26 protein-coding genes are annotated in these 25,282 nt (G+C 34.7%); 7 read left to right on the top strand and 19 right to left on the bottom strand.

Annotated elements, in window-relative coordinates; translation table 11 throughout:
- Nucleotides 1-291 precede the first annotated feature (291 nt).
- The 3 genes from hemQ to gerQ all read left to right on the top strand — a co-directional run bounded on the left by hemQ (nt 292) and on the right by gerQ (nt 2,119).
- A complete protein-coding gene (hemQ, locus tag SLH52_RS00585) occupies nt 292-1,035 on the top strand; it encodes a hydrogen peroxide-dependent heme synthase (RefSeq protein WP_320207368.1) in 744 nt (247 codons plus the stop codon).
- Between the two features lie 216 nt (nt 1,036-1,251).
- Nucleotides 1,252-1,674 carry a cell wall hydrolase gene (locus SLH52_RS00580; RefSeq protein WP_214480922.1) on the top strand — a complete coding sequence of 141 codons (423 nt, stop codon included), beginning with the start codon at nt 1,252-1,254 and terminating at the stop codon, nt 1,672-1,674.
- Nucleotides 1,675-1,702: 28 nt separating this feature from the next.
- The gene (gene gerQ, locus SLH52_RS00575; RefSeq protein ID WP_320207367.1) at nt 1,703-2,119 is read left to right on the top strand and encodes a spore coat protein GerQ; all 417 of its coding nucleotides are present in this window, start codon (nt 1,703-1,705) and stop codon (nt 2,117-2,119) included.
- Nucleotides 2,120-2,537: 418 nt separating this feature from the next.
- Here gerQ and SLH52_RS00570 read toward each other — a convergent pair whose 3' ends face one another.
- From SLH52_RS00570 to SLH52_RS00515, 12 genes are all read right to left on the bottom strand, one after another.
- Nucleotides 2,538-2,909: a DUF423 domain-containing protein gene (locus tag SLH52_RS00570; RefSeq protein WP_320207366.1), complete on the bottom strand. Its 372-nt coding sequence runs from the start codon at nt 2,907-2,909 to the stop codon at nt 2,538-2,540.
- A gap of 19 nt (nt 2,910-2,928) precedes the next feature.
- Nucleotides 2,929-3,180, bottom strand: a complete 252-nt coding sequence (locus SLH52_RS00565; RefSeq protein ID WP_320207365.1) for a YwdI family protein — start codon at nt 3,178-3,180, stop codon at nt 2,929-2,931.
- Nucleotides 3,181-3,414: 234 nt separating this feature from the next.
- On the bottom strand, nt 3,415-4,374 hold the full coding sequence (locus SLH52_RS00560) for a potassium channel family protein (RefSeq protein WP_413785481.1): 960 nt from the start codon (nt 4,372-4,374) through the stop codon (nt 3,415-3,417).
- 506 nt (nt 4,375-4,880) lie between these two features.
- Nucleotides 4,881-5,561, bottom strand: coding sequence for a uracil-DNA glycosylase (locus SLH52_RS00555; RefSeq protein WP_320207363.1), 681 nt, complete (start codon nt 5,559-5,561; stop codon nt 4,881-4,883).
- Between the two features lie 42 nt (nt 5,562-5,603).
- Nucleotides 5,604-6,650: an LCP family protein gene (locus SLH52_RS00550; protein ID WP_320207362.1), complete on the bottom strand. Its 1,047-nt coding sequence runs from the start codon at nt 6,648-6,650 to the stop codon at nt 5,604-5,606.
- Between the two features lie 461 nt (nt 6,651-7,111).
- Entirely contained in the window at nt 7,112-8,293 is a 1,182-nt protein-coding gene (locus SLH52_RS00545; RefSeq protein ID WP_320207361.1) for a toxic anion resistance protein, read from the bottom strand.
- Between the two features lie 50 nt (nt 8,294-8,343).
- On the bottom strand, nt 8,344-9,015 hold the full coding sequence (locus tag SLH52_RS00540) for a 5-bromo-4-chloroindolyl phosphate hydrolysis family protein (protein ID WP_320207360.1): 672 nt from the start codon (nt 9,013-9,015) through the stop codon (nt 8,344-8,346).
- A 403-nt stretch (nt 9,016-9,418) separates the two neighbouring features.
- Entirely contained in the window at nt 9,419-9,820 is a 402-nt protein-coding gene (locus SLH52_RS00535; RefSeq protein ID WP_320207359.1) for a cytidine deaminase, read from the bottom strand.
- Between the two features lie 185 nt (nt 9,821-10,005).
- Complete coding sequence (locus SLH52_RS00530; RefSeq protein ID WP_214480932.1) at nt 10,006-10,179, bottom strand: XapX domain-containing protein; 174 nt, start codon at nt 10,177-10,179, stop codon at nt 10,006-10,008.
- A 50-nt stretch (nt 10,180-10,229) separates the two neighbouring features.
- The gene (gene deoC / locus SLH52_RS00525; RefSeq protein WP_320207358.1) at nt 10,230-10,919 is read right to left on the bottom strand and encodes a deoxyribose-phosphate aldolase; all 690 of its coding nucleotides are present in this window, start codon (nt 10,917-10,919) and stop codon (nt 10,230-10,232) included.
- A gap of 42 nt (nt 10,920-10,961) precedes the next feature.
- Entirely contained in the window at nt 10,962-12,176 is a 1,215-nt protein-coding gene (locus SLH52_RS00520; protein WP_320207357.1) for a NupC/NupG family nucleoside CNT transporter, read from the bottom strand.
- Between the two features lie 499 nt (nt 12,177-12,675).
- Nucleotides 12,676-13,617: a sugar-binding transcriptional regulator gene (locus tag SLH52_RS00515; protein WP_320207356.1), complete on the bottom strand. Its 942-nt coding sequence runs from the start codon at nt 13,615-13,617 to the stop codon at nt 12,676-12,678.
- Nucleotides 13,618-14,132: 515 nt separating this feature from the next.
- On the opposite strand from SLH52_RS00515, the gene SLH52_RS00510 reads away from it, so the two are divergent.
- Complete coding sequence (locus SLH52_RS00510; RefSeq protein ID WP_320207355.1) at nt 14,133-14,495, top strand: hypothetical protein; 363 nt, start codon at nt 14,133-14,135, stop codon at nt 14,493-14,495.
- Nucleotides 14,496-15,069: 574 nt separating this feature from the next.
- On the opposite strand, the gene tatA is transcribed toward SLH52_RS00510, so the two are convergent.
- Entirely contained in the window at nt 15,070-15,276 is a 207-nt protein-coding gene (tatA, locus tag SLH52_RS00505) for a twin-arginine translocase TatA/TatE family subunit (RefSeq protein ID WP_320207354.1), read from the bottom strand.
- 86 nt (nt 15,277-15,362) lie between these two features.
- Nucleotides 15,363-16,076, bottom strand: a complete 714-nt coding sequence (locus tag SLH52_RS00500) for a molybdenum cofactor guanylyltransferase (RefSeq protein WP_320207353.1) — start codon at nt 16,074-16,076, stop codon at nt 15,363-15,365.
- Nucleotides 16,077-16,335: 259 nt separating this feature from the next.
- Here SLH52_RS00500 and SLH52_RS00495 point away from each other — a divergent pair, with 259 nt between their 5' ends.
- The gene (locus SLH52_RS00495; RefSeq protein WP_320207352.1) at nt 16,336-17,814 is read left to right on the top strand and encodes a methyl-accepting chemotaxis protein; all 1,479 of its coding nucleotides are present in this window, start codon (nt 16,336-16,338) and stop codon (nt 17,812-17,814) included.
- Nucleotides 17,815-17,842: 28 nt separating this feature from the next.
- On the opposite strand, the gene SLH52_RS00490 is transcribed toward SLH52_RS00495, so the two are convergent.
- Nucleotides 17,843-18,373: a methylated-DNA--[protein]-cysteine S-methyltransferase gene (locus tag SLH52_RS00490; protein WP_320207351.1), complete on the bottom strand. Its 531-nt coding sequence runs from the start codon at nt 18,371-18,373 to the stop codon at nt 17,843-17,845.
- A 360-nt stretch (nt 18,374-18,733) separates the two neighbouring features.
- Between SLH52_RS00490 and SLH52_RS00485 the strand changes: the two genes are divergently transcribed.
- The gene (locus SLH52_RS00485) at nt 18,734-19,966 is read left to right on the top strand and encodes an aminopeptidase (RefSeq protein WP_320207350.1); all 1,233 of its coding nucleotides are present in this window, start codon (nt 18,734-18,736) and stop codon (nt 19,964-19,966) included.
- Nucleotides 19,967-20,433: 467 nt separating this feature from the next.
- Here the strand turns inward: SLH52_RS00485 and SLH52_RS00480 are convergent, their stop codons facing one another.
- Genes SLH52_RS00480 through SLH52_RS00470 form a run of 3 tightly spaced genes read right to left on the bottom strand, consistent with a single transcriptional unit; the run spans nt 20,434 to nt 22,360 of the window.
- Entirely contained in the window at nt 20,434-21,222 is a 789-nt protein-coding gene (locus SLH52_RS00480) for a hypothetical protein (protein ID WP_320207349.1), read from the bottom strand.
- A complete protein-coding gene (locus tag SLH52_RS00475) occupies nt 21,219-22,124 on the bottom strand; it encodes an ABC transporter ATP-binding protein (RefSeq protein WP_320207348.1) in 906 nt (301 codons plus the stop codon). Before SLH52_RS00475 ends, SLH52_RS00480 begins: the two co-directional genes overlap by 4 nt.
- Complete coding sequence (locus tag SLH52_RS00470) at nt 22,121-22,360, bottom strand: PLD nuclease N-terminal domain-containing protein (RefSeq protein WP_320207347.1); 240 nt, start codon at nt 22,358-22,360, stop codon at nt 22,121-22,123. Before SLH52_RS00470 ends, SLH52_RS00475 begins: the two co-directional genes overlap by 4 nt.
- Before the next feature lie 137 nt (nt 22,361-22,497).
- On the opposite strand from SLH52_RS00470, the gene SLH52_RS00465 reads away from it, so the two are divergent.
- Nucleotides 22,498-23,043 carry a helix-turn-helix domain-containing protein gene (locus tag SLH52_RS00465; RefSeq protein ID WP_320207346.1) on the top strand — a complete coding sequence of 182 codons (546 nt, stop codon included), beginning with the start codon at nt 22,498-22,500 and terminating at the stop codon, nt 23,041-23,043.
- A gap of 612 nt (nt 23,044-23,655) precedes the next feature.
- On the opposite strand, the gene SLH52_RS00460 is transcribed toward SLH52_RS00465, so the two are convergent.
- Complete coding sequence (locus SLH52_RS00460; RefSeq protein ID WP_320207345.1) at nt 23,656-25,038, bottom strand: glycine--tRNA ligase; 1,383 nt, start codon at nt 25,036-25,038, stop codon at nt 23,656-23,658.
- Nucleotides 25,039-25,282: the final 244 nt, after the last annotated feature.

Raw genomic sequence — 25,282 nt, 5'->3', positions numbered from 1 at the left:
CACACATATCACAGAGTTAGCTTTTTCAGAAAGCTCTTTATTACTATTTTGCTGAATTATAATAACCAAAGAAAGTTCATGTAAGTGTCAGCTGTTTTAAAGAAGGATAGCTGGCCACGAACTCTAGTTAATGTACGTGTTAGTACGAAACACTAATTAACAAAATGTTTCGTGTTTCTTAGTAATGTATAAACTGTGGTATATTAGAAATGCTATATATTTTATATCATGATCTAATTAGAGTAAACTATAATTGTCATATCATACATAATGAAGGAGATGGGTATCAATATGAGTGAAGCAGCTAAAACGTTAGATGGCTGGTATTGTCTACATGATTTACGTGCAATTGACTGGTCTTCTTGGAAACGACTAACAAGTGATGAGCGTCAAACCGCAATTCATGAGTTTGTTGGTTTACTTGAAAAATGGGGTCTTGTTGAAGAAAACCAACAGGGTAGCCATGCATTCTATTCAATTGTTGGGCAAAAAGCAGACTTTATGCTCATGGTTTTAAGGCCTACAATGGAAGAAATTAATGAAATAGAAAATGCATTTAATAAAACTAAACTTGCTGAGTATACAATTCCTACATATTCGTATGTGTCAGTGGTTGAGTTAAGTAACTATTTACCATCTGATGAAGACCCGTATCAAAACCCTGAAATCCTAAAAAGGCTATACCCTACCTTACCTAAAGCAAATCATATTTGCTTCTATCCTATGGATAAGCGTCGTCAAGGTAATGACAATTGGTATATGCTTCCGATGGAGGAACGTCGAGCATTAATGCGTTCACATGGCATGATAGGCCGGAAATATGCAGGAAAAGTTAAACAAGTAATTTCAGGTTCTGTCGGCTTCGATGATTACGAATGGGGTGTAACACTTTTTGCAGATGATGTTTTACAATTTAAAAAGTTAGTGTACGAAATGCGTTTTGATGAAGTAAGTGCTCGTTATGGTGAGTTTGGAACGTTTTTTGTCGGTAACATTTTAAATGAAGAAAAATTAAATCAACTACTACACGTGTAATATCTATAATCACTCAAGTAAAAGGAAAATGGCTCACATACATATATGGGTCATTTTCTTTTTACTTGAATTTAATGCATATCTAAAATGCTCAACTCATATCTATTAAATAGAAATCATCATTTTTCAAAAATAAGGAACCATTTTCTCTTACTTAAATAGAGTAATATTGTACGAAATTGTAGGTGGATACCTATTTGTAAGTGAGGTGAGAAGATGGCGGTAATTCCTTATACAGAAAAAGATGTAGATTTACTTGCACGCTTAATTCGTGCAGAGGCAGAGGGAGATGGCAAACTCGGTATGTTAATGGCCGGTAATACTAGTGTGAACCGAGTTAGAGCCAGTTGTTTAGATTTTAGAGACATTACATCAATACAAAAAATGGTCTTTCAGCGCCCAGGTGGATTTGAAGCAACCATAAAAGGATACTTTTATCAGCGCGCAAGAGAATCTGACAAACAGCTAGCTAGAAGACTCATAAATGGAGAAAGATTTCACCCTGCAACAAATACATTATGGTTTTTTAGGCCTGAAGGCGATTGCCCAGCACAATGGTTTAATCAATGGAATACCGGACGTTTCAAATCCCATTGTTTTTTTGCACCGACTCAGTCGGAATGTCCTAAAGTGTATTAAACCTATTTTGGTGTAAAGGAGGAATTTGATGACAAATAATTATAATCAGGGGAACTATGGAGTTTATCAATCCCAATCATCATACCCATATAGATACCCGTATCAATATGGACAACAACAACAAGTCCCACAACCAACTTCTGCCCCAACAACAGGTCCACAAGTACCAGATATGTTACCACTTGAAGAATCTTATATTGAAAATATACTACGATTAAATAAAGGGAAGGTAGCAACTGTTTATATGACCTTTGAAAATGGTCGAGAAGGAAGAACACAAATATTTAAAGGAATGATTGAGGCTGCTGGACGTGACCATATCATACTTAGCGATACTGAGTCGGAAAAGCGCTATGTATTATTGATGGTGTATCTAGATTATATTACCTTTGATGAAGAAATAGAATATTACCCAGATAGAATTGTAAGCTACTCTCCTAGGTGAAATGTCATCAACCACGACTTCTCCTAACAAGCATTCTAGACATTTCAGATGAAGGCGCATTTTGCCTTCGGATGGAATGGTGAAGTGACCTTGATGGACTCGAGAGGTTTCGCTAAGACAACGGTTGGAGTAAATAGCCATAAAACACGTAACCCTAGGCAGTGAAAAAAAGCAATAAAGTTTATGAAAGGCTCTTTTCGTAGACTCTTTTACTATTGTTATCAAATTAGCACCATAAAAAGTAATTTTATTGTTAGCCATCTTTGTACAGAAGAAAAGATGCCACAAATAATATATACGTACTTATACCTTTGAACGAAAAAGCAACAATCAATGTGAAAAAAGCCTTATGAAAAGTGCTTTACCAATAGAAAAGGGGAGTCTATTTGTCGAAATTCGACTAAGACACCCCCCTTTTTTATATATGTTTCATGACTGCATATCCGAGCAGTACCCATCCAATTAAGAAAGCCACACCTCCTAATGGTGTGATTGCTCCTAACACTTTTACTTGAGTAACACTTAGAACGTAAAGGCTTCCGGAAAATAAAATAATTCCAATTAACATAAACCAACCAGCCCACGTAAGGGAAGGTGTATTTGGAAATTTCCCTGCAATCAAAGCGATAATCATGATTGCTGTAGTATGAAACATTTGATAAGTCACGCCAGTTTTCCATGTCTCTATATACTTTGCTGGAATTTTCCCCTCTAAACCGTGTGCACCAAATGCTCCTAGTGCTACCGCTAAAAAACCATTAATTGCTCCAATCATTAGCAATATTTTCATGTTTGTTAGTCCCCCTATTTTAAAAATCTAGCAATGAATCTCCATTTGCTTCTTCTACATTTACTTTCTTATGTTGTTTAGTTGACATTTGTTGTATTTCTGGTATCGTTTTTTTGCGATTGCCCTCTATAGAATTAGATGATAATACGACATCACACAAAGAGTGGATGCTAGCAATATGTTCTCGAAATCTGCCCTCATCATTTGACTGGTTTGCTTTTGACAGCTCCTCACCAATTTTATCAAGTATCATTTGAACTGGTACCTCCAAACTCCCCACCTCCTGTGGTTATATTTTTTGAGAAGGCTCTTTTCATAAACTTTGTTGCTATTGTTATTCAATTTGTACAAAGAAAAAGTGGTTTTACTTGGTTAGTCATTGTTGTACAGAAGAAAAGATGCCACGAACACTAATTATGTACGTGTTTGGCTCTTAGTACGAAAAGCAACAATTAATGCGAAAACAGCCTTTAAGAAAGTTCAAAAAGTACAGAATAAATGATTATTATATACTAGGTTTTGTAGCTTCTTCAAATTTCACTAATTGACCCTCTGTACCAAACACAATTGTTAAGTCGCCTTCTTTTAATAGTTCATCCGGGTGAGGGTTACTAATTAGCCTATGTTTTCTTTTTATCGCTACAATCGTAACACCGTACACACTGCGAATGTTATTATCTCGTAAAGAGATATTGACAACTTTTGATCTAGGTTGGATCATAATTTCTTCGACCCCGTATTCGTCTTTACCTAATTGGAGAATCGTATCTATGTAGTCAACACTGATGGGTTTTACAACTGACATTGCCATCCTTCTCCCCCCTAGAGAGGAAGGATTAATAACTTTGCTTGCTCCAGCAATGCGAAGCTTTTCTTCAGATTCAACTTTTTCTGCTCTAGCCACAATTTGAATATTTGGGTTTAATCCTTTTGCAGTTAATGACACAAATACATTTGAAGCATCATCAGGTAGCGTTGCTACTAACCCTTTTGCTCGTTCTATCCCTGCATTATATAAAACCCGATCCTCAGTTGCGTCACCTACTATGTATAGGAAATTCTCTTCTATTTGTTCCAATCTTTCTTTATCACGTTCAATAACAACAACTTGAACACCTTCTTGAACAAATCTCTGCAGCACTTGTTCACCTACACGACCTATTCCGCAAATAATCATATGATTTGATAGATTTTCAATTTGTTGATGCATACGCCGCCTCCATACACTTTGTGATAACTTTCCTTCAATAATTGCAGCCGACATTGCTGCTAGTGTATACCCTACTAGTCCAACTCCAACAGGTATAATGAGCAAGCCAAATATACGCCCACCTATTGTTTGAGGTATGATATCACCGTAACCTACCGTCAATACGGTAATTGCTGTCATCCACAAAGCATCGAAAAAACTTATCCCTTCAAGAAAGGCAAACCCAAGTCCTCCAACTATAATAATTATCGTCATTCCTATTAAAGAAATAACGATATGTTTGGATACTTTCACCACGCCCCTCCTTTTTTCAAGATCCTCTTTTTCTCTTCTCCTGAAATTTCATGCACGACTTCCCTGATGATTGGAATACACGTAAGGATGGAATAATGTCTGTTTTAAAATTAAAAGCTTTGCAGCCTCTTGGGAATTTTGGATCCCACGTTGTGTAAAAATGTGTACAATTAAAACAATTTATTCTTTGGTCACTCATATTATTTCACCCTTTATGCTCCCCATTAATTATATTGTGTTTTTATTGTATCACTATCATCTACACGGTTCAGCAATTATACCTTTAATAGTATACCTAGGGTGTTTTCGTAAACTCATTTTATTTATTTTAAACTTTTTACAATTAGATACATTTTATCCAAGCCACAAAATTTTTATAGTAAAAAAAATTGCCGCTAACGCTAGATTGTGTGCGTGTTTTTCCCCTTAGTACGAAAAACAACAATCAATGCGTAAACAGCCTTTACCTAAGCATTTAGCGGGTCGATTTGCCAATCAATTTCTTCGCTACCAATTTGCCTTAAATAACTATTGGCTTTTGAAAAGGGATTACTGCCAAAAAAACCACGATTAGCAGAAAAAGGACTTGGATGAGGTGACTCAATTATATAGTGATAACTATTTGAAACTAGCTTTTGTTTTTCTTGAGCATGTCTACCCCAAAGGATAAAAATTACCGGCTTTTCACGTTCATTTAATACTTCAATTACTTTGTCTGTGAACAATTCCCACCCAAGTCCTCGATGAGAGCTAGGCTGTCCTTTCCTCACAGTTAATGTTGTATTTAACAACAATACCCCTTCTTGTGTCCACTTTAATAAATATCCATGGTTCGGTATAGTACACCCTATGTCGTTATGTAATTCTTTATATATATTTTTTAGCGAGGGTGGAACAGGAATACCAGGTTGAACCGAAAAGCTTAAGCCATGTGCCTGATTTGGACCATGATAAGGGTCTTGTCCAATAATGACAACTTTCACTTTATGATAAGGCGTATGATGTAAAGCATTAAATATACTATACATATCAGGGTAAATCGTTTCTGTACTATATTCGTGTTTCAATGTTTGACGTAGTTTTTTATAATACGACTTGTTAAATTCTCCTGCTAATAATTGTGACCAGTCATTATTAAGTATTATCATACAAAACCACCTATCAACTTTCATATCATTACTACTAATATATTATTCTTTATTGAAATGTTTCAATAGTTCATTCATCTCATTCACATCAGGTATCCAATAATACAATCGCGAATTAACTAAAGGATCCATCGCATATCCTTCATTTCCTGGTAATTGAAAATAGGAGATATCTTCGGTTGTAATACCTTTAAAAAGCATAGCCATACTAAAGATATCACTTTCAGATACGTTTGTATCAATTATTGCTTGTTTAACGTTTCGATAAATGGTGGGTACCTTTGGAATATTCTTTGGCTGGAGGGCTGTCTTGACTAATGATTTTAGTACGAGTGCTTGATGTTGCTGGCGCCCAAAATCTCCTTCAGACAATGATTTACGTTCTCTAACAAGTGACAAAGCTAGATCCCCATCAAGATAAAGAACATTATTATTATCAAGCGTAATATTTTTATCTGTCAATGTTATAGGTTCCTTTAGCTCTATTTCAATACCACCCACGGCATCCACAACATCTATAAAGCCTTCAAAATTTGTCTTCACATAATAATTAATTGTGCACTTACATAAGTTACTTACCGTTTGTATTGTAGCTTCCGTCCCAGATCCATTACCGCCTTTAAGCTCTCCAAGTAAATGAGCGTGATTAATCTTAGTGGCACCTACACCCTCTACTTGAACTAATGTATCGCGCGGAATAGATAAAACCGTTATCTTCTCTTGTTCGGGATGGATATTTGCAAGCATAATTACATCTGTACGTGATGCTTCTTGTTCACGTGCGTCAAGGCCTAGAAGTAACAAATTAAAGCTATCAACTTGTTTGTATTTCTTATCTAGATTCTTTTTTTGTAAGTGAATAGCCTTCCTACCTTTTGTGATATCAGCATTTTCTTCTCGTTTCTCTCCTTCTTCCTCACTTTGAAGACTGTCTTGCACTTTTAATTCGCCTATCTTTTCAGGTGTTGCTATTTGCGGTATGTTATTTTCAGCAAAATGATTTACCGGCTTAAGTTTAATATAATAGTATCCACCTATACAACCGAATAGTACAATAACAAACAGCGTTATTCTTATCCCCTTTTTCATTGTTATTCAGTCCCTTTACTTGTCCTATTTACTTATATATATTCCCCCTCACTTATTCAAATTACAGCTTATTTTACAAGTTCTTAAATAAAGGGTCTGTTGGTAAAATTTGTTGAAATTCCAACTAAATTAGAACAGCTAAATGGTTATTCTATCCACTTGCCTACAATTGCTTTCAATACCTTAATAAGTAAATCAACAATTAAGGCGACAATAGTCAAAATAAACAAATGCTATTTTCATAATTGTTTGCTTATAATGGTTTTATTTGGATATCACGATGGTGCATATGGTAAGAATTAAATATAAAAGCAGGTCAAAACAAAACAGCCTACAATAAGGTACAACGACTAGCTTGTACCTTATTATAGGCTGACCTTTTATAGTTTTCATTTTTACATTGCCTGTTCAAATACTGCAACTAAAGCAACAAAGTTTACAAATAGAACCTTTCAAGCACATTATGCATTTTTCATCGATAATAACTTGTTTTTTAAATCCTGTTCCATCGTTGTAATATCCTTTTCAATTTGTTGGCGCTTCATTCTGCCTTCTTGCTGAATTTTTAACGTTTCTTCTAATGTTGTTAATAAATTCGTTTGTGTTTGCTTTAGTGTTTCAATATCTACTACTCCCTTTTCATTTTCCTTCGCAACATCAATTGTATTTGCTTTAAGCATATCAGAGTTTTTTAATAGTAACTCGTTCGTTGTTTTTGTTACTTGCTTTTGTGCCTCAACAGCTTTCTTTTGGCGGAAAAGAGTAATCGCTATAACAATTTGATTTTTCCAAAGTGGAATCGCAGTAAGTATTGAAGACTGAATTCGTTCAACTAATGTCTGATTCATATTTTGAATCATTCGAATTTGTGGAGCAGTTTGAATTGTAATTTGCCTGCTCAACTTTAAATCATGAGTTCGCTTTTCTAATCGATCAACAAATTGCATAAGGTCATTTATTTCTTGAATCTCCATTTGATTACCAGATGATTGTGCTTTTTGTTGCAAGATGGGGATTGTATTCGTTCGAAGGTCTTCTAGCTTCACTTCAGCAGCGGCAATATATATGTTTAATGCTTCAAAATACTCCTTATTTTTCTCGTATAAAGTATCAAGCATCATAATATCACGAAATAGCATTTGTCGGTTCTTTTCAAGCTTATCGCCTATTTTATCAATTTCAAGTCCAATCTTCTGATACTTCGACAGTATATTATTTACTGATTGAGCAAAAGAGCCAAATATTCGAGAGAAGAAACCACGTTTTTGTACTTCGAAGTCTTCTGGATTTACCTCTTTAATTCTACTCATTAATTCTGTTATTACTTCGCCTACTGGACCTGCATCTTTCGTTTGAACATGATTTAACATATCATGAGAAAACTTAGATAACTCTGCCTGAGCCGCTACACCGTATTGAACAATTGCTTGCTGGTTAGTAGGGTCTATTTGCTCAGCTAATGATTTGGCCTTTACTTGATGTTCGGGCTTCAAAGTTAAAATAAGCTTTGTTGGTTCTACTGTTTCAGTACTTTGTTCATTCATTAATGAACGCTGTGGGTCACCAAATGGATTTTCTAGTAGTGTATCAATATTAGCTGTATCTAATCGATTCATTTGAAGGTTTAATTCTTTTTCATTCATTCTTTTTTCCCCTTTCTTCTACTATAGCGAGTAGCGCTAAGCAATATCGCTCATTTAATAATGTTGTTTTTTGCTGAAGCAGTCTGTTCTTTCGTACGCGCTTCAAATGAATAACCGGTTTCTTGGAGAGACTGCTTTACTAGTTTACATTCTATATCAAGGTCTGTAATGTCCTCTGAAAGGATTTGTAGGAGTTCTTTTTCTATGGATGCTGCTAACTCTTCAAGTGTTTCCTCAACTTCTCTCATCGATATATACAATTCCTTGTTTTTGACTGGTTGTGAAGCCAACTCAGAATATTTTTTTACAATAAGTAATGTTGAGTCCACATATGTCGTAAAAACAGATTGAACGTTTCTATATCGCTGTGGCTCTCTTTCAGCTATCTCTAAAATCTGCTTAAGAATTTTATGAACCTTACTCACTGTTTGATATACTCTAATAGAGCGTACTTTGTATCGATAGCTCCCAATTTCTTTAATTTTAGGCTTTATCTCACGAATGTTTTTCTTAACATACGCCCTTTCTTCTTTTACAACGTCCTTACTAGCCGGTAAAAATTTTCTGCGAAATATTGCCGAAACGAGAAAGTAAGTGGCACCCCCACCTAAAATAGCTGCCCACCATATATAATCAGTCACAAAGAAAAGCACAACCGCACTAACAACACTTATACTAAATGAAATAGCTATTCTTATAGTATGAAGGATCAATTTTTTCATGTTCACTCTTCTCCTAACTATAGAGTTCAAAATGTAACACTGCACATAAAAAATTCGAATATTAAGGTTATTTTTCCCTTATATTAGCATTGTTACATTTTGTAAACAAGTTTATTCCTGTTATCTTTTATACGTATCGTTAAGGCAATTAGTTTCAAAACATGGAGAAAAGTTTTCAACCATTTTTACCGATGGTAAAATTAATTATTCATCAAGGTTCTTTTCGTAAACCTTGTTGCAATTTTCGCTAAAAATGGACAAATGAACAGTTGTGCTTGCTTATTCTTTGTGGGAAAATCAACAATCTATGCCGAAAGAAGACTTCTTCAAATTCTTAACTAACATTTTCCATACAAAAAGCAGACCTATTGTTATTAGGTCTGCCTATTAGTTTTGTTGCATATTATTGTTTTTCTAAATCTTTTGGTGAGAATCCACCTGGCAATAAATCCTGTACAGTGGTTTCTTGAACATCACCATTTAGATTGGTTAATACAACTTCCATATCTGGGTTACACAATTCTGATATGACTTGTCGACAAGCACCACAAGGTGGAACAGGTCGTTCAGTATCAGCGACTACAACTAACGCTTTGTACTCTTTATTACCATCAGAATAAGCCTTAAAAAGGGCTGTTCTTTCAGCACAATTACACATGCTGTATGCAGCATTTTCTATGTTACACCCATGATAGACTTTGTCATCCTTTGTTAATAAAGCAGCGCCAACCTTAAATTTTGAGTAAGGCGCATACGCGCGCTCTCTCGCCTTTTTCGCCTCTTGAATGAGAGTTTCTTTGTTCATCTGACTCATCCCTTCAACCCTTTTTTGGAGTTTGTTCAAAAGTCATGCAACATGATCAGCATGGTCAAAATTGTATAATTCTTTTTTGCCATTGAAAGATGCGACTCTTAGTTGGACTTACTTTTCCATTTGCACTCTTTTTGAACACCCACTATTAGATAAGAAATAAACCTTCTAAATTTGATTTAGCTTTGGAAAAACATACCGAATAACCAGTTTGCTACAATTCCCCCAAGATACACACCGAATACTCCTAACACGCCTGCTAAAACAGGTGGAGCTGGTAATGGAAGTTTTAATGCTTTAAATACAATGCCGATTATCATACCAGCTAATAAACTTAAGACTAGTTCTTTCATTGTTAACCCTTCTTTTCAAATATTTTGAACATACACTAAAGAAATGAGACTTAATATGAAGTCGTTGATTCTTCGCCTTTTACTAGTTTTACACCAGAACTCGTTCCGATACGAGTAGCACCAGCTTCTGTCATTGCGTCAGCATCTTGTAAGTTTCGAACACCACCAGATGCTTTCACACCGATATTAGGTCCAACCGTTTTACGCATTAGTGCGATATCCTCGACAGTTGCGCCTCCTGTTGAAAAGCCTGTTGAAGTTTTCACAAAATCTGCTCCCGCACGAACGGATAATTCACAAGCACGGACTTTCTCTTCTTCAGTTAATAAGCATGTCTCAATAATAACCTTTGTTAATGCTTTCCCTTTTGCAGCTTCAACAACTGCTTTAATATCTTTTTCAACTAGTTCATCGTTCCCACTTTTTAATGCGCCAATATTGATAACCATATCAACTTCTGTTGCTCCATTTTCAATCGCATTGTTCGTTTCAAATGCCTTCACTTCAGGAGTAGTTGCCCCTAACGGGAATCCAATAACTGTACATACTTTTACTTCTGGCGTTTCATTTAACATTTCAGCTGATAGCTTTACCCACGTTGGATTTACACATACTGAAGCAAATTTGTATTCCTTCGCTTCATTAACTAATTTCTCGATATCCTCACGATGCGTTTCAGGTTTTAATAAAGTATGATCAATCATTTTTGCTAAATTATTATTCACAATATTTTCCTCCATTTATTAAAGTACTAAGCCCTCTAACTATTTGTATATTCTAATCTATAATAACATTCCAGCGATAGCGGCACTAAGCAATGACGCAAGCATTCCAGCTAACACTGCCTTCAATCCCATTCTTGCGATATCTCCACGACGATTTGGCGCTAAATTTCCTAGCCCACCTAATAGAATACCTAGTGAAGATATATTTGCGAATCCACAAAGTGCAAAACTTATAACAGCAACTGTTTTCGGAGTTAGGTCTTCAATTTGTGGAGCGAAAGAAGCATATGCCACAAATTCATTTAACACTAACTTTTGACCGATAAATCCTCCAGCAGTTACAGCTTCGGCCCACGGTACACCTATTGCGAAAGCGATTGGTGCAAATAAATACCCTAAAATTGTTTCAATCGTCAAACCTTCAAAGCCTAAGCCACTTCCTACCCAACCTAATAAACCATTCAGTAACGCAATTAATGCAATAAATGCAAGTAGCATTGCACCAATATTTAACGCAAGCTGAAGACCAACACTTGCTCCTCGTGCTGCTGCATCGACGACATTAGTGGATTCTACATCTTTCTCCATCTTAATATCATCAGTCGTCTCAGATTTTTCTGTTTCTGGCATCATAATTTTTGCTATGATCAGACCTGCAGGAGCAGCCATGAAACTTGCAGCAAGCAAATACTCTAGCGGAACACCTAATAATGAATATCCGACTAAAACTGATCCGGCAACTGAAGCAAGACCTCCTGTCATTACCGCAAACAACTCTGACTGAGTCATCTTCGCTAAAAACGGTCTAACAACTAGTGGAGCCTCTGTTTGTCCAACAAAAATATTGGCAGCTGCTGAGAGTGATTCAGCTTTACTTGTTCCTAATAGTTTCGAAAGTCCCCCACCAATAAATTTTATCACGAGTTGCATTATACCTAGATAATAAAGCACCGATATTAAAGAAGAGAAAAAGATTACAATTGTTAAAACGTTAAAGGCAAAGACAAATGTAATTTCTTCTGCGGCAAATAATCCACCAAACAAGAAGTTAACACCTTCGTTAGCGTAATTAATGATTGCTTGAACGCCTTCAGAAAATGTTTGCAAACCTCTTTTTCCAGCTTCCCATTCTAGTACTACAAAAGCAAATGTAAACTGGATTAACAAACCAATCAAAACAGTTTGGATCTTAATTGATTTTTTACTACTTGAAAACAAGAATGCGATTCCTAATACTACAAGGACACCAATGATACCCCATAAAAAATTCATGAAGAACACCCCTAAGACAGTTTTCTTGATGCTTACGATGCTTAGTATTCTTAAATAATTATTTTTTAATCACTATAGTGGATTTATAATTACTTGTTAAACACTGAATCAATTGTGAACATTTGTTCACAAACATTTAAGAATACGAGATAAAAACAAATCTTGTTCTATTAACATAAACCGTTTTCATTTCTAAAAAAACAGGTTTACACTAAAAGAGAATCATATTGTAATAGCTGCATGCTCTAAAATAAATTGAACAAAATTTAATTTCGATATTACTATATCAAGGTATTGAACAAATGTAAACACAATATTGAACAAACGTTATGTCAATTATTTGACAATGTTATAATGACCAATAAAAAAAGAGTCACTCGTCCCTATGTCAAAACGAGTGACTCTTTATATTTCATAGTCTTTTGCGATATATCATATTCACGTCCTGCTAAATAACACACAAGTGTCATTTGAATAACTTACCATATTCGAGGTTTATTTATAGCTTTTCCAGCAAAGATTTAGCGGTAATTTGATCTGTAATTAACACATTGGCGTATTTTCCCATTAACGCACCATAAATTCCTTCTAGTCGATCAGCTCCACCTGCAACGAGAATGGACTGTTCTTTATTTCTTAAATCGTCTAATTCAATACCTAGAGTTCTAGCATTCAAGCTCTCATTACATATTTTCCCATCTTTTGTAAAAAACCGAGAGCAAATATCTCCTACTGCATTGGAGAAAATCATGTCTAAATCCTCTTCAGTAAAATAGCCTAACCTGAATAACAAAGATTCCGATCGAATGGGACCTACAGTAAATAAAGCTATATTAGCATTTTTACCAAGCTCCAAGATTCGGTGGATGTGACGGTCTGCAACCATTGCTTGTTTAACAACCACATGGTCAACGATCGCTGGAACTGGTAAATAATGCGGGGTAGTGTTAAAGGCTTTGCCAAATAAATGAAGAATTTCATCTGCGTAAGTATTTGTCTCTGAGTGACCAACTGCCCCTTTCAGCTGAACAACTTGCACATCTTTTAAGTTTTGTTGATTTAACTTATTAGCAATATTATATAAGGTTCTACCCCATGTGAGGCCTATAATATCACCATCTTTGACTGTTTCATGTAAATAAATTGCAGCTTGTTCACCTAGACTGTTATGGATGACGCTTTTTTCATAATGAGGAATAGATGTTACAACCGCTTTTTTTAATTTGAACTTTTGTTCAAGTTCTTCAGATAAAGATTCAACATCCTCTGTAGGGTCATTGATTTTTATTTGAACGATCCCTTCATTTTTTGCTTGTTGCAAAAGCCTAGATACCGTCGGCCTTGATACACCAAGCTTTTTTGCAATATCGCTTTGATTATAATCTAATAAGTAATATAGTTTTGCTGCCTCAATTACTTTTTTTAATTTATTTTTTTCCATAATTTCACCTTTTGTACTTTTTAAGTATTGTATGAAATTAATTTTACCAAAAAAATGAACGTTTGAAAAATATATCAAATGTTTATTACATTCTTAAAATGAGTATAATCTCTACCGTCCAAAACTGTATTATTGAATAATTATATTCTGTATCATTTTTAATTCTCCTACTCATTATAAAACAAAATCATTTTCTAGTATGCTTACATAATATAAAATTCACTCTTCATTTATATATTTCGCCTTATTACGAATACGTAACCATAATTATCATTTTTTCAGAATAATACAATAAATTTCCTTTTTAAAATATCTATTAATTATTATATCTGTTATAGTTTTGTAGTATCTTTTGTTATATTTTTATTTGGTATTATTTAGAAAATAACATGCGTAAAAAAGAGGGAGAAAAGAGGATGAGTTAATAAATAATTTTCCTAATAATGTAGGCACAAATCCAAAATGTAATACATATATTGTTCTAATTCTAACTAGTTGAAAGGAGATTATTTATCATGCATTTTTTTAGATTCCCACCACCACGTCCCCACCCTCATATTCATCCAGGAGGAAGTATGTTACCCTTCCCAGGATCGACGCCATTTCATGGCACCCAAACTCTACATCACGCTCCTTCTGCTCCACCACCTTCTTTTGTACCTCAGCAACATCAACCTGACTTACAAGCTATTGACCCACGAGCACTTGTTAGATGTTTATATCGCTACACGTATATTTGGCTTCGAGGTAGAAGGTCATTTTGGTTTTATCCTACATTTATTGGAAGAAAATCAGTGTCAGGGTATAGATGGACTGGAGTAAGGTGGGTCTATTTTGGCATTGATGCACAAAGAATCATTTCATTTCAATGTTTTTAAATGTTTCTTTTCGTAAGCTTGGTTGTTATTTTACTTAATAAGTACTGTTAGGATGAGGATTTAACGGGGCCGCATCGTTATATCAAGAACTGCAGTTGAATATGTAGTAATCTTTTTAGGTTGAAAGCAGCTTTGTTTACAACAAAGGATTTGCAAAATGACCATTATAAAGAGTTTTATCCCACATGAAGGTACCAACCCCCTTCATGTGGAATGCCTGAAGCTAGAGTTAGTCAATTGACGCTAACTAGCTATCTAATCGAGGTATAGAAAGAAAGTCATTCGATCTGTGAGGGCCTCTTAGGATGACATATTGAATATGGCCTACCGGTAATAGGGAACATAACAAAACAAATAAGAAAGACGCAGACACCCTGATCACCAATTTGAGAAGGCGTAGACTAAAAAAAGTCCCTTTCCATAAACTTGAAGAGTTTTATGAGAGCTAAATAATTGTAAAACTAGAAAAAATGCCACGAACGTGCTTATATCTTAAAAAAAGTAACAACTTATGCGAAAAAGGCAAAAAAAAAGGTTAACCCAACTCTCCTTAAAAGGTGGATCAACCTAAATATTACTTTTTCTCTTCATTTTTGACGATTTGATTCACTTCTTTTACTTCATCTGTTACGTCACTAGTTAGCTCACGAGCTGATTTTTTGAATTCTTTTAATGTTTCCCCAGTAGCTCTACCAATCTCAGGTAATTTCTTCGGTCCAAAAATTATTAAAGCTAAAACGAGAATTAATATTAATCCAGGTATTCCGATGTTTGTTAACATTCATACCATCTCCTTTTTATGAGCATGCACATATTGTTAGAGATAACTACTAAATGTAGTTTATCATGTTCACCTAAAAAAACGAACTACTTATTAGTATCTTTGTCCTTTACCCAACGTTTTACCTTTTCATAATCCATCGGATAGTTCATATTAAAAAATGATTTTCCTAAATCAATGTCTTCTAACGCCATTAACTCCTTTTCATCAATGTAACGAACTTGAAGACGAGATAATACATCTACAACTTTTAATTGGTTTTCCTTTAAGCTCGAATGAATAATTGGCAATGCACTTTTACTATATACTGCATACAATGGGTGGATTTTGCCATCAATAATAGGGACGACTGCGTCACAACCATGCGCTTGCGAAAGTAAATATGATGTAACCGATGTCGATATAAATGGCATATCACAAGCCACAACAACATTTTTATCATTTTTGGCCGCTTGTAAACCAGCTTGCAACCCAGCAAGAGGTCCTTTTGCATCTACAAGATCAGGGACAATGGGAATCTCTAAAAACTTGTATTGTTGTTCTTGATTTGTTACAAGGATGATTTCTTCAAACATCAATTGTAACGCTTCTTTCATTCTCACAATATTGTATTTTCCTTCAATCCTTAGTAATGCTTTATTTGTGCCCATCCTCTTAGATTGGCCACCTGCTAAGATAATAGCCCCAACATCCACTATGATCACCTCTGGTTGGACGCTGTAATAATTTTTGGCTGCTTTCGCATAGATTGTTTTTTCATACAAAAAAATAATACGGTATATCAATAGATTAAATGGCATCTTTTTCTCTAAAAAAGAATGACTGTTGAGTAAAACAACTTCATTATCTTCTAGTTTAGAATAAATAGCAACATTACTTTAAAAAAGAGCCTAGTTATTTATATTGTTATTATATCAAATAGCCTTCTCAATATATGAAGTGGAAATTCTATTGTCACAAATATGTCAAAAACCGATTTATATCTTAATGAATTAATTATATAAAAAATGGTAAAATCAAAGAGCCCTAGAGGCATTTTAGGTAAGGGGGTTCATACATATGACAAACATAGAATTAGTTGAAAAAAGAAATAAACTACTTATTTCAATACTATGGTTTACATTTACATGTGTTTTTTTATGGAACTTTTTTCATGCTGGATTACGCTTAAGTCTTATACAATCCATACCTGATCTAATTATTAACACGATTATCACTGTATTAATTTTAAAAAGGAAATTCATCTTTTATACGATGTATCTAGTCGTTCTTTCTTCTGTTATTACTACATATGTCGTTTTTAGTGTAGATCCATCAATTATTATGTTTTTCCTAGTTGTTCTATACGTAACAGTGATCTCACTATATGAAAATTATATACCTATTATTTTAACCGCTATTTCAAATATTGCGATATCCAATTATTTCTTTTTGACGAATCATGATTCTACTGCTTTTGCTGCAATTAATAAAACAGATATTATCGGTATCGATGCGATGATTATACTTATTATATTGGTAAATATTATTCAAGGTGTATTTAGTAAACATATGCGCTTAGAAAATCAAGAAACTTATGAACAAGTTTTACAAGCGAAGGAACATACTGACTCTTTACTTAGGAACATTAAATCTACAGTTGAATTTTTACATAGATTTGAAACTGACTTAGAAAATCACTCCAAAAAAACAGAAGGAATTTCTGAAGAAATAACTGTTTCATTTTTAGAGGTAACTAAAGGGATAGAAAGTCAAGCTGCTAGTGTTGTTGATATAAATGAAGCTATCCAATCAGCAGATAGCTCTATAGAGAATGTAACATCCGTCTCCAACCATATGAATAACCTATCAGAAGAGACACTGAAAACGATACAAAATGGCAACAACAATGTTGAAGTTTTAATCGGAGAAATAGAGAAAGTTCACACAATAATAAATGCGACGGTAGCTGTTATGAATGACTTAAGCAATCAAAATCATAAGATAGAAGGGATTGTAAATAAAATAACTGGTATCTCTGAGCAGACAAACCTGCTAGCTCTCAATGCGGCAATAGAAGCAGCTCGTGCAGGGGAGCACGGAAAAGGCTTTGCCGTCGTTGCTGATGAAGTGAGAAAGCTTGCGGAGGACTCTCGACACTCGACCGCAGAAATTACTTCTATTTTAAATGGTATACAAGAGAAAACACTGCATGCTGCAGAACAAACAAATCTCGGAGAAAATGCAATTTTACAAAGTGAGCAAGTAATGAAGGTCGTCCAAGAGACTTTCAGAACAATTAAAAATACGAGTGAAGAAGTAGAAGAACAATCTGGGAAAGTTAATGACATGCTTGCCGAAATCTTAGGGGATAGTCACCGTATTTCAAATGAAATCTTGTCAATCTCAAGCATTACACAACAAAGCTCTGCTTCATCTCAAGAGATACTGGCACATATGGAAGAACAAAATAATCGTATTAAAAATATCGTTTCAAGTTTTAAGAAATTAGAAGATATGATCGAAACGTTAGAAAATTTAGTAGCTGAAAAAAGTTAGGATATAGCTAAGAACGTAACTCCCCATCTTAAGGATGAGTTACGTTCTTATATTTTTCTTCATGCTTTAGTAATGCCTCTTTAATATCAATCCCACCAGCAAACCCTGTTAGTTTACCATTTTTCCCAATCACTCGATGACAAGGGATAATGATAGGTAATGAATTTTTACTATTAGCTCCACCTATCGCCCTAGCTTTTTTCGGATCACCTAACACTTGAGCTTGTTCTTGGTAGCTTATCTTATGTCCAAAAGGAATCGTTGTTAGTGCTTCCCATGCCTGTTTTTGGAATGAAGTTCCTTCCACTTTCAACGGAAGATCAAATTGTATTCTTTGTCCACGAAAATATTCTTCTAGTTGCTTTACAGATTCATTTAAAATATCATTATTTTCATTGTTACTCATTGAATCATAATGCTCTTCATTGAAGGTACTTGACGAAACAAAGATAATTTCATATAAAAACTCTTCAGATGCTATTAATAAAATTGGTCCAACAGGACTGTTCATCAGTCTTTTATTTAGTTCTCTTTTTGTTGTAGCCATTACACCGACCATTTGACACCTCTTTATTTCTATTAGCTTTTTTGTATACTTTGTTGCTATTGTAAATATATTAAAAAAACAGATGACTTGTATCGAGCTTTCATCATTTAAGGGCTTGAATACGAGATTATTGTTTAGTATGTAAAACAGACTTTTATATGTTTAGACATTTGAAAATTTATAGGAAGATAATGATATAATAAGAAAATATTCGTGAAAATAAAACAGTAGTACTTAACTGTATTTCCTTCGATCTATTCATTATGCGTACCCAACTTAGTTAGTGTACAATGATGAAAGGATCATTTTCTTACATAAGTATATCATGTCCTCACATACCAAAAAAATATTATGACAAAGGAGAATCTAATGATGGCAAATTTTCAGCGTAATTTAGAAAAATATGCAGAATTAGCTGTGAAAATTGGTGTGAATATTCAAGAAAAACAATCCCTATATATATCAGCATCAATTTCAACAGTTGAGTTTGTTCGTCTTGTTACTAAAAAAGCCTATGAAGCTGGTGCAAAAAATGTTCATGTTGAATGGGGAGACGATACGATTACAAGAATGAAATACGACCTCGCTCCAGATGAAGCTTTTAAAGAGTTTCCACTTTGGAAAGCTCAAGGACGAGAAGAGATGGCTGAAGATGGAGCAGCATTCTTATCGATTACTTCTACAAATCCAGACTTATTACAAGGTGTTAACCCTGATAGAGTCGCTGCTGCACAAAAAGCACAAGGTAAAGCATTAGAAAAGTTCAGAAACTATATCCAATCAGATAAAGTTAGTTGGACTGTTATCGCTGTTCCGTCGAAAGAATGGGCGGCAAAAGTATTTCCTGATGCAAAAGAGGAAGAGCAGGTAGACTTGCTTTGGGATGCCATTTTTAAAGCAACACGTGTTGATTTAGAAGACCCAGTTCAACAATGGCAAGAGCATGACGAAACTTTACAAGCTCGTGTAAAGTTTCTAAATGAAAAGAAATATAAAGCGTTACATTATACAGCATCTAATACAGACCTCACCATAGAACTACCTACGAACCATATTTGGCTTGGGGGTGGAGGCAAAAATGAAGATGGTACGTATTTCATTGCGAATATCCCGACAGAAGAAGTATTTACTATGCCACTAAAAACTGGTGTAAATGGCTATGTATCGAGTTCCAAACCGTTTAATTACCGTGGTAGTTTGATTGAAAACTTTACATTAACCTTTGAGAATGGCAAGATTGTTGACTGCAAAGCTGAAAAAGGTGGAGAAACATTAAAACGTCTTATTGAAACAGACGAAGGGTCTCATTATTTAGGGGAAGTCGCATTAGTTCCACATGACTCTCCAATTTCAAATTCTAATATTATTTTTTATAATACATTATTTGATGAAAATGCCTCTAATCATTTAGCTATTGGCAGTGCATACCCAACATGTATCGAGGCTGGCACTACGATGGATAAAGAAGAGCTAGAGAAAAACGGAGTAAATACAAGTGTACTTCACGAAGACTTTATGGTAGGTACCGCTGATATGGATATTGACGGTATATTACCTGACGGAACAAAAGAACCACTGTTTCGTAATGGGAATTGGGCAATTTAATAATTCTCCTTTTATGATCTAAAATTTCAGTTAGATGTAAAATAAAATGAAAAACACTCACTGTAAGGAAATTTGTTCACCCAAATCAAATGTGAGCAACCACGAATAACATAGTTTGAAAAAATCTGGTATAAGAAATGATTAGTCATGTTTTTTGAGCGATCATTTCTTATACCATAACAAACTATGTGCTGTAATTTCCTCACGATTATTCTCAAATTATAATTCCCACTTTCCAAGTAATTCTTCTTAATAAAGCTGATTTATTTTAGCATTCGCTTTAATATCTTCTTATTCGAAACAGGTGTCCCCAGCTTTTAGTACAAAGGTATAAAATCGACACTATACTAAAGTTTAGTATCTATTGTTCTGAAAACAATGAGTATAGCATAAACCCTTAATTATTTGTAAATAGCCCCTTATAATACACACCCTAGACAATACATAACTTTTTATCTGTAGCCCACCTATCGATTAATATACTTTTTGTTGGAAATCCAATAATTTATGACAAAAAGTATAAGCGCAACCCATATGAGTGTTACGAACAAATTACCGGCAGCACTAGAACTTATTGACCCTGTAGTTAACACTTCCATGCCATTTTTGCTCATTATAGCAGGATTAACAAAATCCATACTAGGGTTCAAACCGAGTATCATTCTACATCCTAGTAGAAAGGCAATGGAAAGAATCGCGATTATTCCTTGACTGTTAAAGATAGTACTAATCATCGTTGTAAATGTGACAATAAATAGTACCCATACAAGATAAAATAACATAGCAATAATCATTCGTGAAAATGAAACATGTGTAAATAGATAAATAACATATAGATAAGAAACAAAGAACCCTAACAATACACCGAAAGACGCCATTAAGAAATTTGGTATAATCTTTCCACTGATATATGAAATAATATTAACAGGTCTTGTTAAAATAAATGCCAACATACCATTTACTTTATCTGTGTGTATAATACCCATTGTTGAAATGATAAGAATGATAAGTCCAAGTTGATCAAATTGTGAGCCAAAAGTGCTTGCAAGTACTTCTCCTCCGCTTTGAGTATATATACTTGGATCAATTGTAATACCTGTTTCCCCTCCTAATGATCCAATGATTGATGGTAAAAAAAGTGTGACTACTGGTTGAGTTATCCCTAGGACGATAAAAATAAGAGGAAGCCAAATCAATTTATAATCACGTAACATCTGCACAAATTCTTTTTTAGATAGGACAATAAAGTTATTCATGCTCCCACCACCAATCTTAAGAAAATTTCTTCTAATGTATCACTATCAATTTCAAACTTTACCAAATTTACTTCATGTTCTAATGCATTTTTTAACAATAAATCTTTACTTGTTTCTATATTTTCGACTTTTATTTTCAATGTATGTCCAGTGACTTCTACTTCCTTCACATAGGGAAGTGCTTTTACAACCTCAACCCATTTTCGATCCTTTCTATCAATCACTACTTTCAAGATCTTTTGACTATACTGACTTAACAAATTGGTCGCAGTAGTATCTTTTATTTTCTTCCCATTTTTAATAATAATAAATCTATCACATATTTCTTCAGCATCTGCAAGTATATGAGTTGATAATAATACTGTTGTCTCCTTTTTAATTTCTTCGATCAAATTTAACACTTCTCTTCTCCCTATCGGATCTAAAGCTGATACTGGTTCATCCATTACGATAAGTGCAGGTCGATGTAACAAAGCTTGAGCTATACCAAGACGCTGTTTCATACCACCAGAAAATGTACCTACTTTTGCATTTTCTTCTCCTTTCAATCCCACTTTTTCTAAAACATTAGGTATTAAGTTAGTTAATTCCTCTTTGTTTACATTAGATAACTGACCCATAAACATTAATGTTTCAACGGCTGTCATCCATGGGAAAAATTCTGGATGTTGAGGTAAATAACCGATTTCCCTCTTCATTTTTGAAACATGTTTCCCATCTAGTAGCACTTCTCCTGAATTGGGAAAAATAATATCGGATATCACTTTTAATAATGTAGATTTCCCCGCGCCATTTGGGCCTATTAAGCCTACACATTCTCCTGTTTTTATGTCCATTGAGAAATGATTTACAGCCAATTTACCCTTAAATTTCTTTGTTACATTGTTAACTTCTAAATTCATCTTACCTCACCATCCTTTCTCCCATGAATAAAATAAAATACCGGTCCAAATGTATTTACCAACAATATAATAAAAGACCACATAAGTACGTTCTTTCTCGTATTTCGATGCCTATACAAGTCAATTAACGCAATTAAAACCAATAGTGTGCTCAATGCTATAACTGGCAAAATAACAGGTAACAAAGGCATAAAATCAATACCTTTTAATTCATCCAGCCCATAATGTAACTTCATACTATCACTCCTTAATTTTATTATCATTATTGATAATGATAACATGCAATTTCGCGTATTGCAAATGTTATTATTATTATTTATAATGAGAATGAAATTAGGAAAGTAAAACACACTACAAATAAAAGGTGAGATATATGAAAAATAAGGTAGAAATCTTAATGCACCCTGTAAGAATGAAAATTTCTCAGGTGCTTATGCGAAACAATAAAAATGGACTTACGCCATTAGAAATGGTTAAGCTCATTAAAGATGTACCCCAAGCAACACTATACAGACATATACAAGTTATGCTAGAAGCTGATGTTATCAGCGTATTGAAAGAAAAAAAGGTGAAATCTGTTTCGGAAAAGTATTACATTTTAAATGAAGATGCAGCTAGATTAAATATTGCAGAATGGAAAACAATTTCTAATGAAAAAAAAATAGATTTTGTTTCCTATTATCAATTGACACTTTTAAATCAATATCAAAGTTATTTGACTAAACTAGAAGAGCAAGGTAATTCAGAGGATGGTGCTACTTTTTCGGTAGTGGAACTAAAATTAAATGATGAAAAGTTTTTAGAATTTCAAAGCGACCTCAATACATTAATAACTAAATACTACAATCATGCTAACGATCGTAATGAAGAAGATATTCCAGTTCGAACACTTGCAGTTACTATCATTCCTGAATCTTAAGTAACTTGACTAAAGGATTACCCTTTCATTTATTGAAATTCTTTACTTACTATTTGGCTCTTGATTACATCCAAAACAGTGGCTTCCGCTTTTTATAAATTTTTAAGCTAATGCCCACCCCTCGTCGGTTACAAAGAAACACCAGAAGGTAAAATGCACCTTCTGGTGTTTTTGGATTCCACCGTTGCCCACAGGGCGTGGGCTGGTTTTGGTGAAATTGGGTCGCCTTCGCTTTTCCTATCTGTCCAGCTACTGCGCCTATCCCCTCGAGTCGCTTCACCATTTCTTATGAAGTCAAAAAGCGACTTCAAGCGATATGCTTCCAGCGCTTGTCGGGGATGAACAAGGCGCTTACGCTTTTCTACCTGTCCAGCTACGCCTCCTAGCCTCTCGAGGTCACTTCGCCATTTCATCAAAAGGTAAAGAGCACCTTCTAATGAAATACCTCCAGTGCTTGTCGAGGCTGGTCAGTCGACTTCGCTTTTCTACCTGTCCAGCTACGCCTCCTAGCCTCTCGAGGTCACTTCGCCATTTCATCAAAAGGTAAAGAGCACCTTCTAATGAAATACCTCCAGTGCTTGTCGAGGCTGGTCAGTCGACTTCGCTTTTCTATTAAAATCTAACTTTTTCTTCTAGGAAGCTTTTTAATTCATTAATCGGTAAACGCTGTTGTTCCATTGTATCGCGATCACGAACGGTTACCATGTTATCATCCTTCGAATCGAAATCATATGTGATACAGTATGGTGTTCCAATTTCATCATGTCGACGATAACGTTTCCCAATCGAGCCAGCATCATCGTAATCAACCATAAAGTCTTTAGCAAGATCTTGGAATACTTGTTTTGCTTCATCGGATAGTTTTTTTGATAATGGCAATATTGCAGCCTTAATAGGTGCTAAAGCAGGATGAAAATGCATCACTGTTCGAGAAGTCCCATCTTCCAATGCTTCTTCTTCATAAGCATCAATTAAAAATGCTAATGTTACACGGTCCGCACCAAGCGAAGGCTCAATACAATATGGAATATAGCGTTCATTTGTCGTCTGATCAATATAATTGAAGTCCTCACCTGAGTGTTCCATATGCTGCTTAAGATCGTAGTCCGTACGAGATGCAATTCCCCATAACTCACCCCAGCCAAATGGGAATTTATATTCAAAATCAGTTGTAGCATTACTGTAGTGAGATAATTCTTCATCAGAATGATCCCGCAAACGAATGTGACCCTTCGTCATACCTAAAGAAAGTAGCCACTGTTCAGCCTGTTCCTTCCAATAGTCAAACCAATCAATTTCTTCACCAGGCTTACAGAAAAACTCAATTTCCATTTGTTCAAATTCCCTTGTACGGAACGTGAAGTTACCAGGCGTAATTTCATTACGAAAACTTTTTCCTATTTGAGCGATACCGAAAGGTAACTTTTTTCTCATTGTTCGCTGAACGTTTTTAAAGTTAACAAAGATCCCTTGAGCAGTTTCAGGTCGTAGATAAATCTCATTGGTACTTGATTCAGTAACTCCTTGATGTGTTTTAAACATAAGGTTGAATTGACGAATACTAGTAAAATCATCACTTCCACAATCTGGACATGTAATTTGATGCTCAGTCATCAATTCTTCCATTTTTTCAAATGGAAGCCCATCAACTACCAGTTCAATCCCTTTGTCTTCAAGTGCATTTTCAATTAACTTATCGGCACGATGTCTTGCTTTACATTTTTTACAATCAATCATCGGATCATTGAAATTTCCTAAATGACCAGATGCTTCCCATGTTTTTGTGTTCATTAAGATGGCAGCATCAAGTCCTACATTATAAGGTGACTGCTGAACAAATTTATTCCACCAAGCTTTTTTAATATTATTTTTCAACTCTGTACCTAGTGGTCCATAATCCCATGTATTAGCTAAACCTCCGTATATTTCTGAACCTGGGAAAACAAACCCCCGATGTTTCGCATGTGCTACAACCTGATCCATTGTTACTGACATAGTTAGACACTCCTTCAAAAAATGTGTTTTTCTATGGAAATTAATAAGTTTTTACACTTCATAACGCCCATATTTTATATCATTACTATTCCTCCTGTAGATTGAGAAAAAACAAAAAACCCCCATCCCTCGGCGAATAGCGCCTAGGGACGAGAGTTTGTCTCCCGCGGTTCCACCCTAGTTGATACTAATAATTAAGTACCCTCTTTGGAAAATTAACTCCAGATTGCCGTTTCACTGATTT

It is taken from the genome of Cytobacillus sp. IB215665 (assembly GCF_033963835.1).
Lineage (GTDB): Bacteria > Bacillota > Bacilli > Bacillales > SM2101 > Nanhaiella.
The sequence above is the reverse complement of the archived record's forward strand: the minus strand, read 5'-3'. Positions and strand labels throughout refer to the sequence as shown.

What these genes read in the sequence shown, in the direction of transcription:
- hemQ (WP_320207368.1), top strand. Translation starts at nt 292, where the DNA reads ATGAGTGAAGCAGCTAAAACGTTAGATGGCTGGTATTGTCTACATGAT.
- SLH52_RS00580 (WP_214480922.1), top strand. Translation starts at nt 1,252, where the DNA reads ATGGCGGTAATTCCTTATACAGAAAAAGATGTAGATTTACTTGCACGC.
- gerQ (WP_320207367.1), top strand. Translation starts at nt 1,703, where the DNA reads ATGACAAATAATTATAATCAGGGGAACTATGGAGTTTATCAATCCCAA.
- SLH52_RS00570 (WP_320207366.1), bottom strand. Translation starts at nt 2,909, where the DNA reads ATGAAAATATTGCTAATGATTGGAGCAATTAATGGTTTTTTAGCGGTA.
- SLH52_RS00560 (WP_413785481.1), bottom strand. Translation starts at nt 4,374, where the DNA reads ATGACGATAATTATTATAGTTGGAGGACTTGGGTTTGCCTTTCTTGAA.
- SLH52_RS00555 (WP_320207363.1), bottom strand. Translation starts at nt 5,561, where the DNA reads ATGATAATACTTAATAATGACTGGTCACAATTATTAGCAGGAGAATTT.
- SLH52_RS00550 (WP_320207362.1), bottom strand. Translation starts at nt 6,650, where the DNA reads ATGAAAAAGGGGATAAGAATAACGCTGTTTGTTATTGTACTATTCGGT.
- SLH52_RS00545 (WP_320207361.1), bottom strand. Translation starts at nt 8,293, where the DNA reads ATGAATGAAAAAGAATTAAACCTTCAAATGAATCGATTAGATACAGCT.
- SLH52_RS00540 (WP_320207360.1), bottom strand. Translation starts at nt 9,015, where the DNA reads ATGAAAAAATTGATCCTTCATACTATAAGAATAGCTATTTCATTTAGT.
- SLH52_RS00535 (WP_320207359.1), bottom strand. Translation starts at nt 9,820, where the DNA reads ATGAACAAAGAAACTCTCATTCAAGAGGCGAAAAAGGCGAGAGAGCGC.
- SLH52_RS00530 (WP_214480932.1), bottom strand. Translation starts at nt 10,179, where the DNA reads ATGAAAGAACTAGTCTTAAGTTTATTAGCTGGTATGATAATCGGCATT.
- deoC (WP_320207358.1), bottom strand. Translation starts at nt 10,919, where the DNA reads ATGGAGGAAAATATTGTGAATAATAATTTAGCAAAAATGATTGATCAT.
- SLH52_RS00520 (WP_320207357.1), bottom strand. Translation starts at nt 12,176, where the DNA reads ATGAATTTTTTATGGGGTATCATTGGTGTCCTTGTAGTATTAGGAATC.
- SLH52_RS00515 (WP_320207356.1), bottom strand. Translation starts at nt 13,617, where the DNA reads ATGGAAAAAAATAAATTAAAAAAAGTAATTGAGGCAGCAAAACTATAT.
- SLH52_RS00510 (WP_320207355.1), top strand. Translation starts at nt 14,133, where the DNA reads ATGCATTTTTTTAGATTCCCACCACCACGTCCCCACCCTCATATTCAT.
- tatA (WP_320207354.1), bottom strand. Translation starts at nt 15,276, where the DNA reads ATGTTAACAAACATCGGAATACCTGGATTAATATTAATTCTCGTTTTA.
- SLH52_RS00500 (WP_320207353.1), bottom strand. Translation starts at nt 16,076, where the DNA reads ATGCCATTTAATCTATTGATATACCGTATTATTTTTTTGTATGAAAAA.
- SLH52_RS00495 (WP_320207352.1), top strand. Translation starts at nt 16,336, where the DNA reads ATGACAAACATAGAATTAGTTGAAAAAAGAAATAAACTACTTATTTCA.
- SLH52_RS00490 (WP_320207351.1), bottom strand. Translation starts at nt 18,373, where the DNA reads ATGGTCGGTGTAATGGCTACAACAAAAAGAGAACTAAATAAAAGACTG.
- SLH52_RS00485 (WP_320207350.1), top strand. Translation starts at nt 18,734, where the DNA reads ATGGCAAATTTTCAGCGTAATTTAGAAAAATATGCAGAATTAGCTGTG.
- SLH52_RS00480 (WP_320207349.1), bottom strand. Translation starts at nt 21,222, where the DNA reads ATGAATAACTTTATTGTCCTATCTAAAAAAGAATTTGTGCAGATGTTA.
- SLH52_RS00475 (WP_320207348.1), bottom strand. Translation starts at nt 22,124, where the DNA reads ATGAATTTAGAAGTTAACAATGTAACAAAGAAATTTAAGGGTAAATTG.
- SLH52_RS00470 (WP_320207347.1), bottom strand. Translation starts at nt 22,360, where the DNA reads ATGAAGTTACATTATGGGCTGGATGAATTAAAAGGTATTGATTTTATG.
- SLH52_RS00465 (WP_320207346.1), top strand. Translation starts at nt 22,498, where the DNA reads ATGAAAAATAAGGTAGAAATCTTAATGCACCCTGTAAGAATGAAAATT.
- SLH52_RS00460 (WP_320207345.1), bottom strand. Translation starts at nt 25,038, where the DNA reads ATGTCAGTAACAATGGATCAGGTTGTAGCACATGCGAAACATCGGGGG.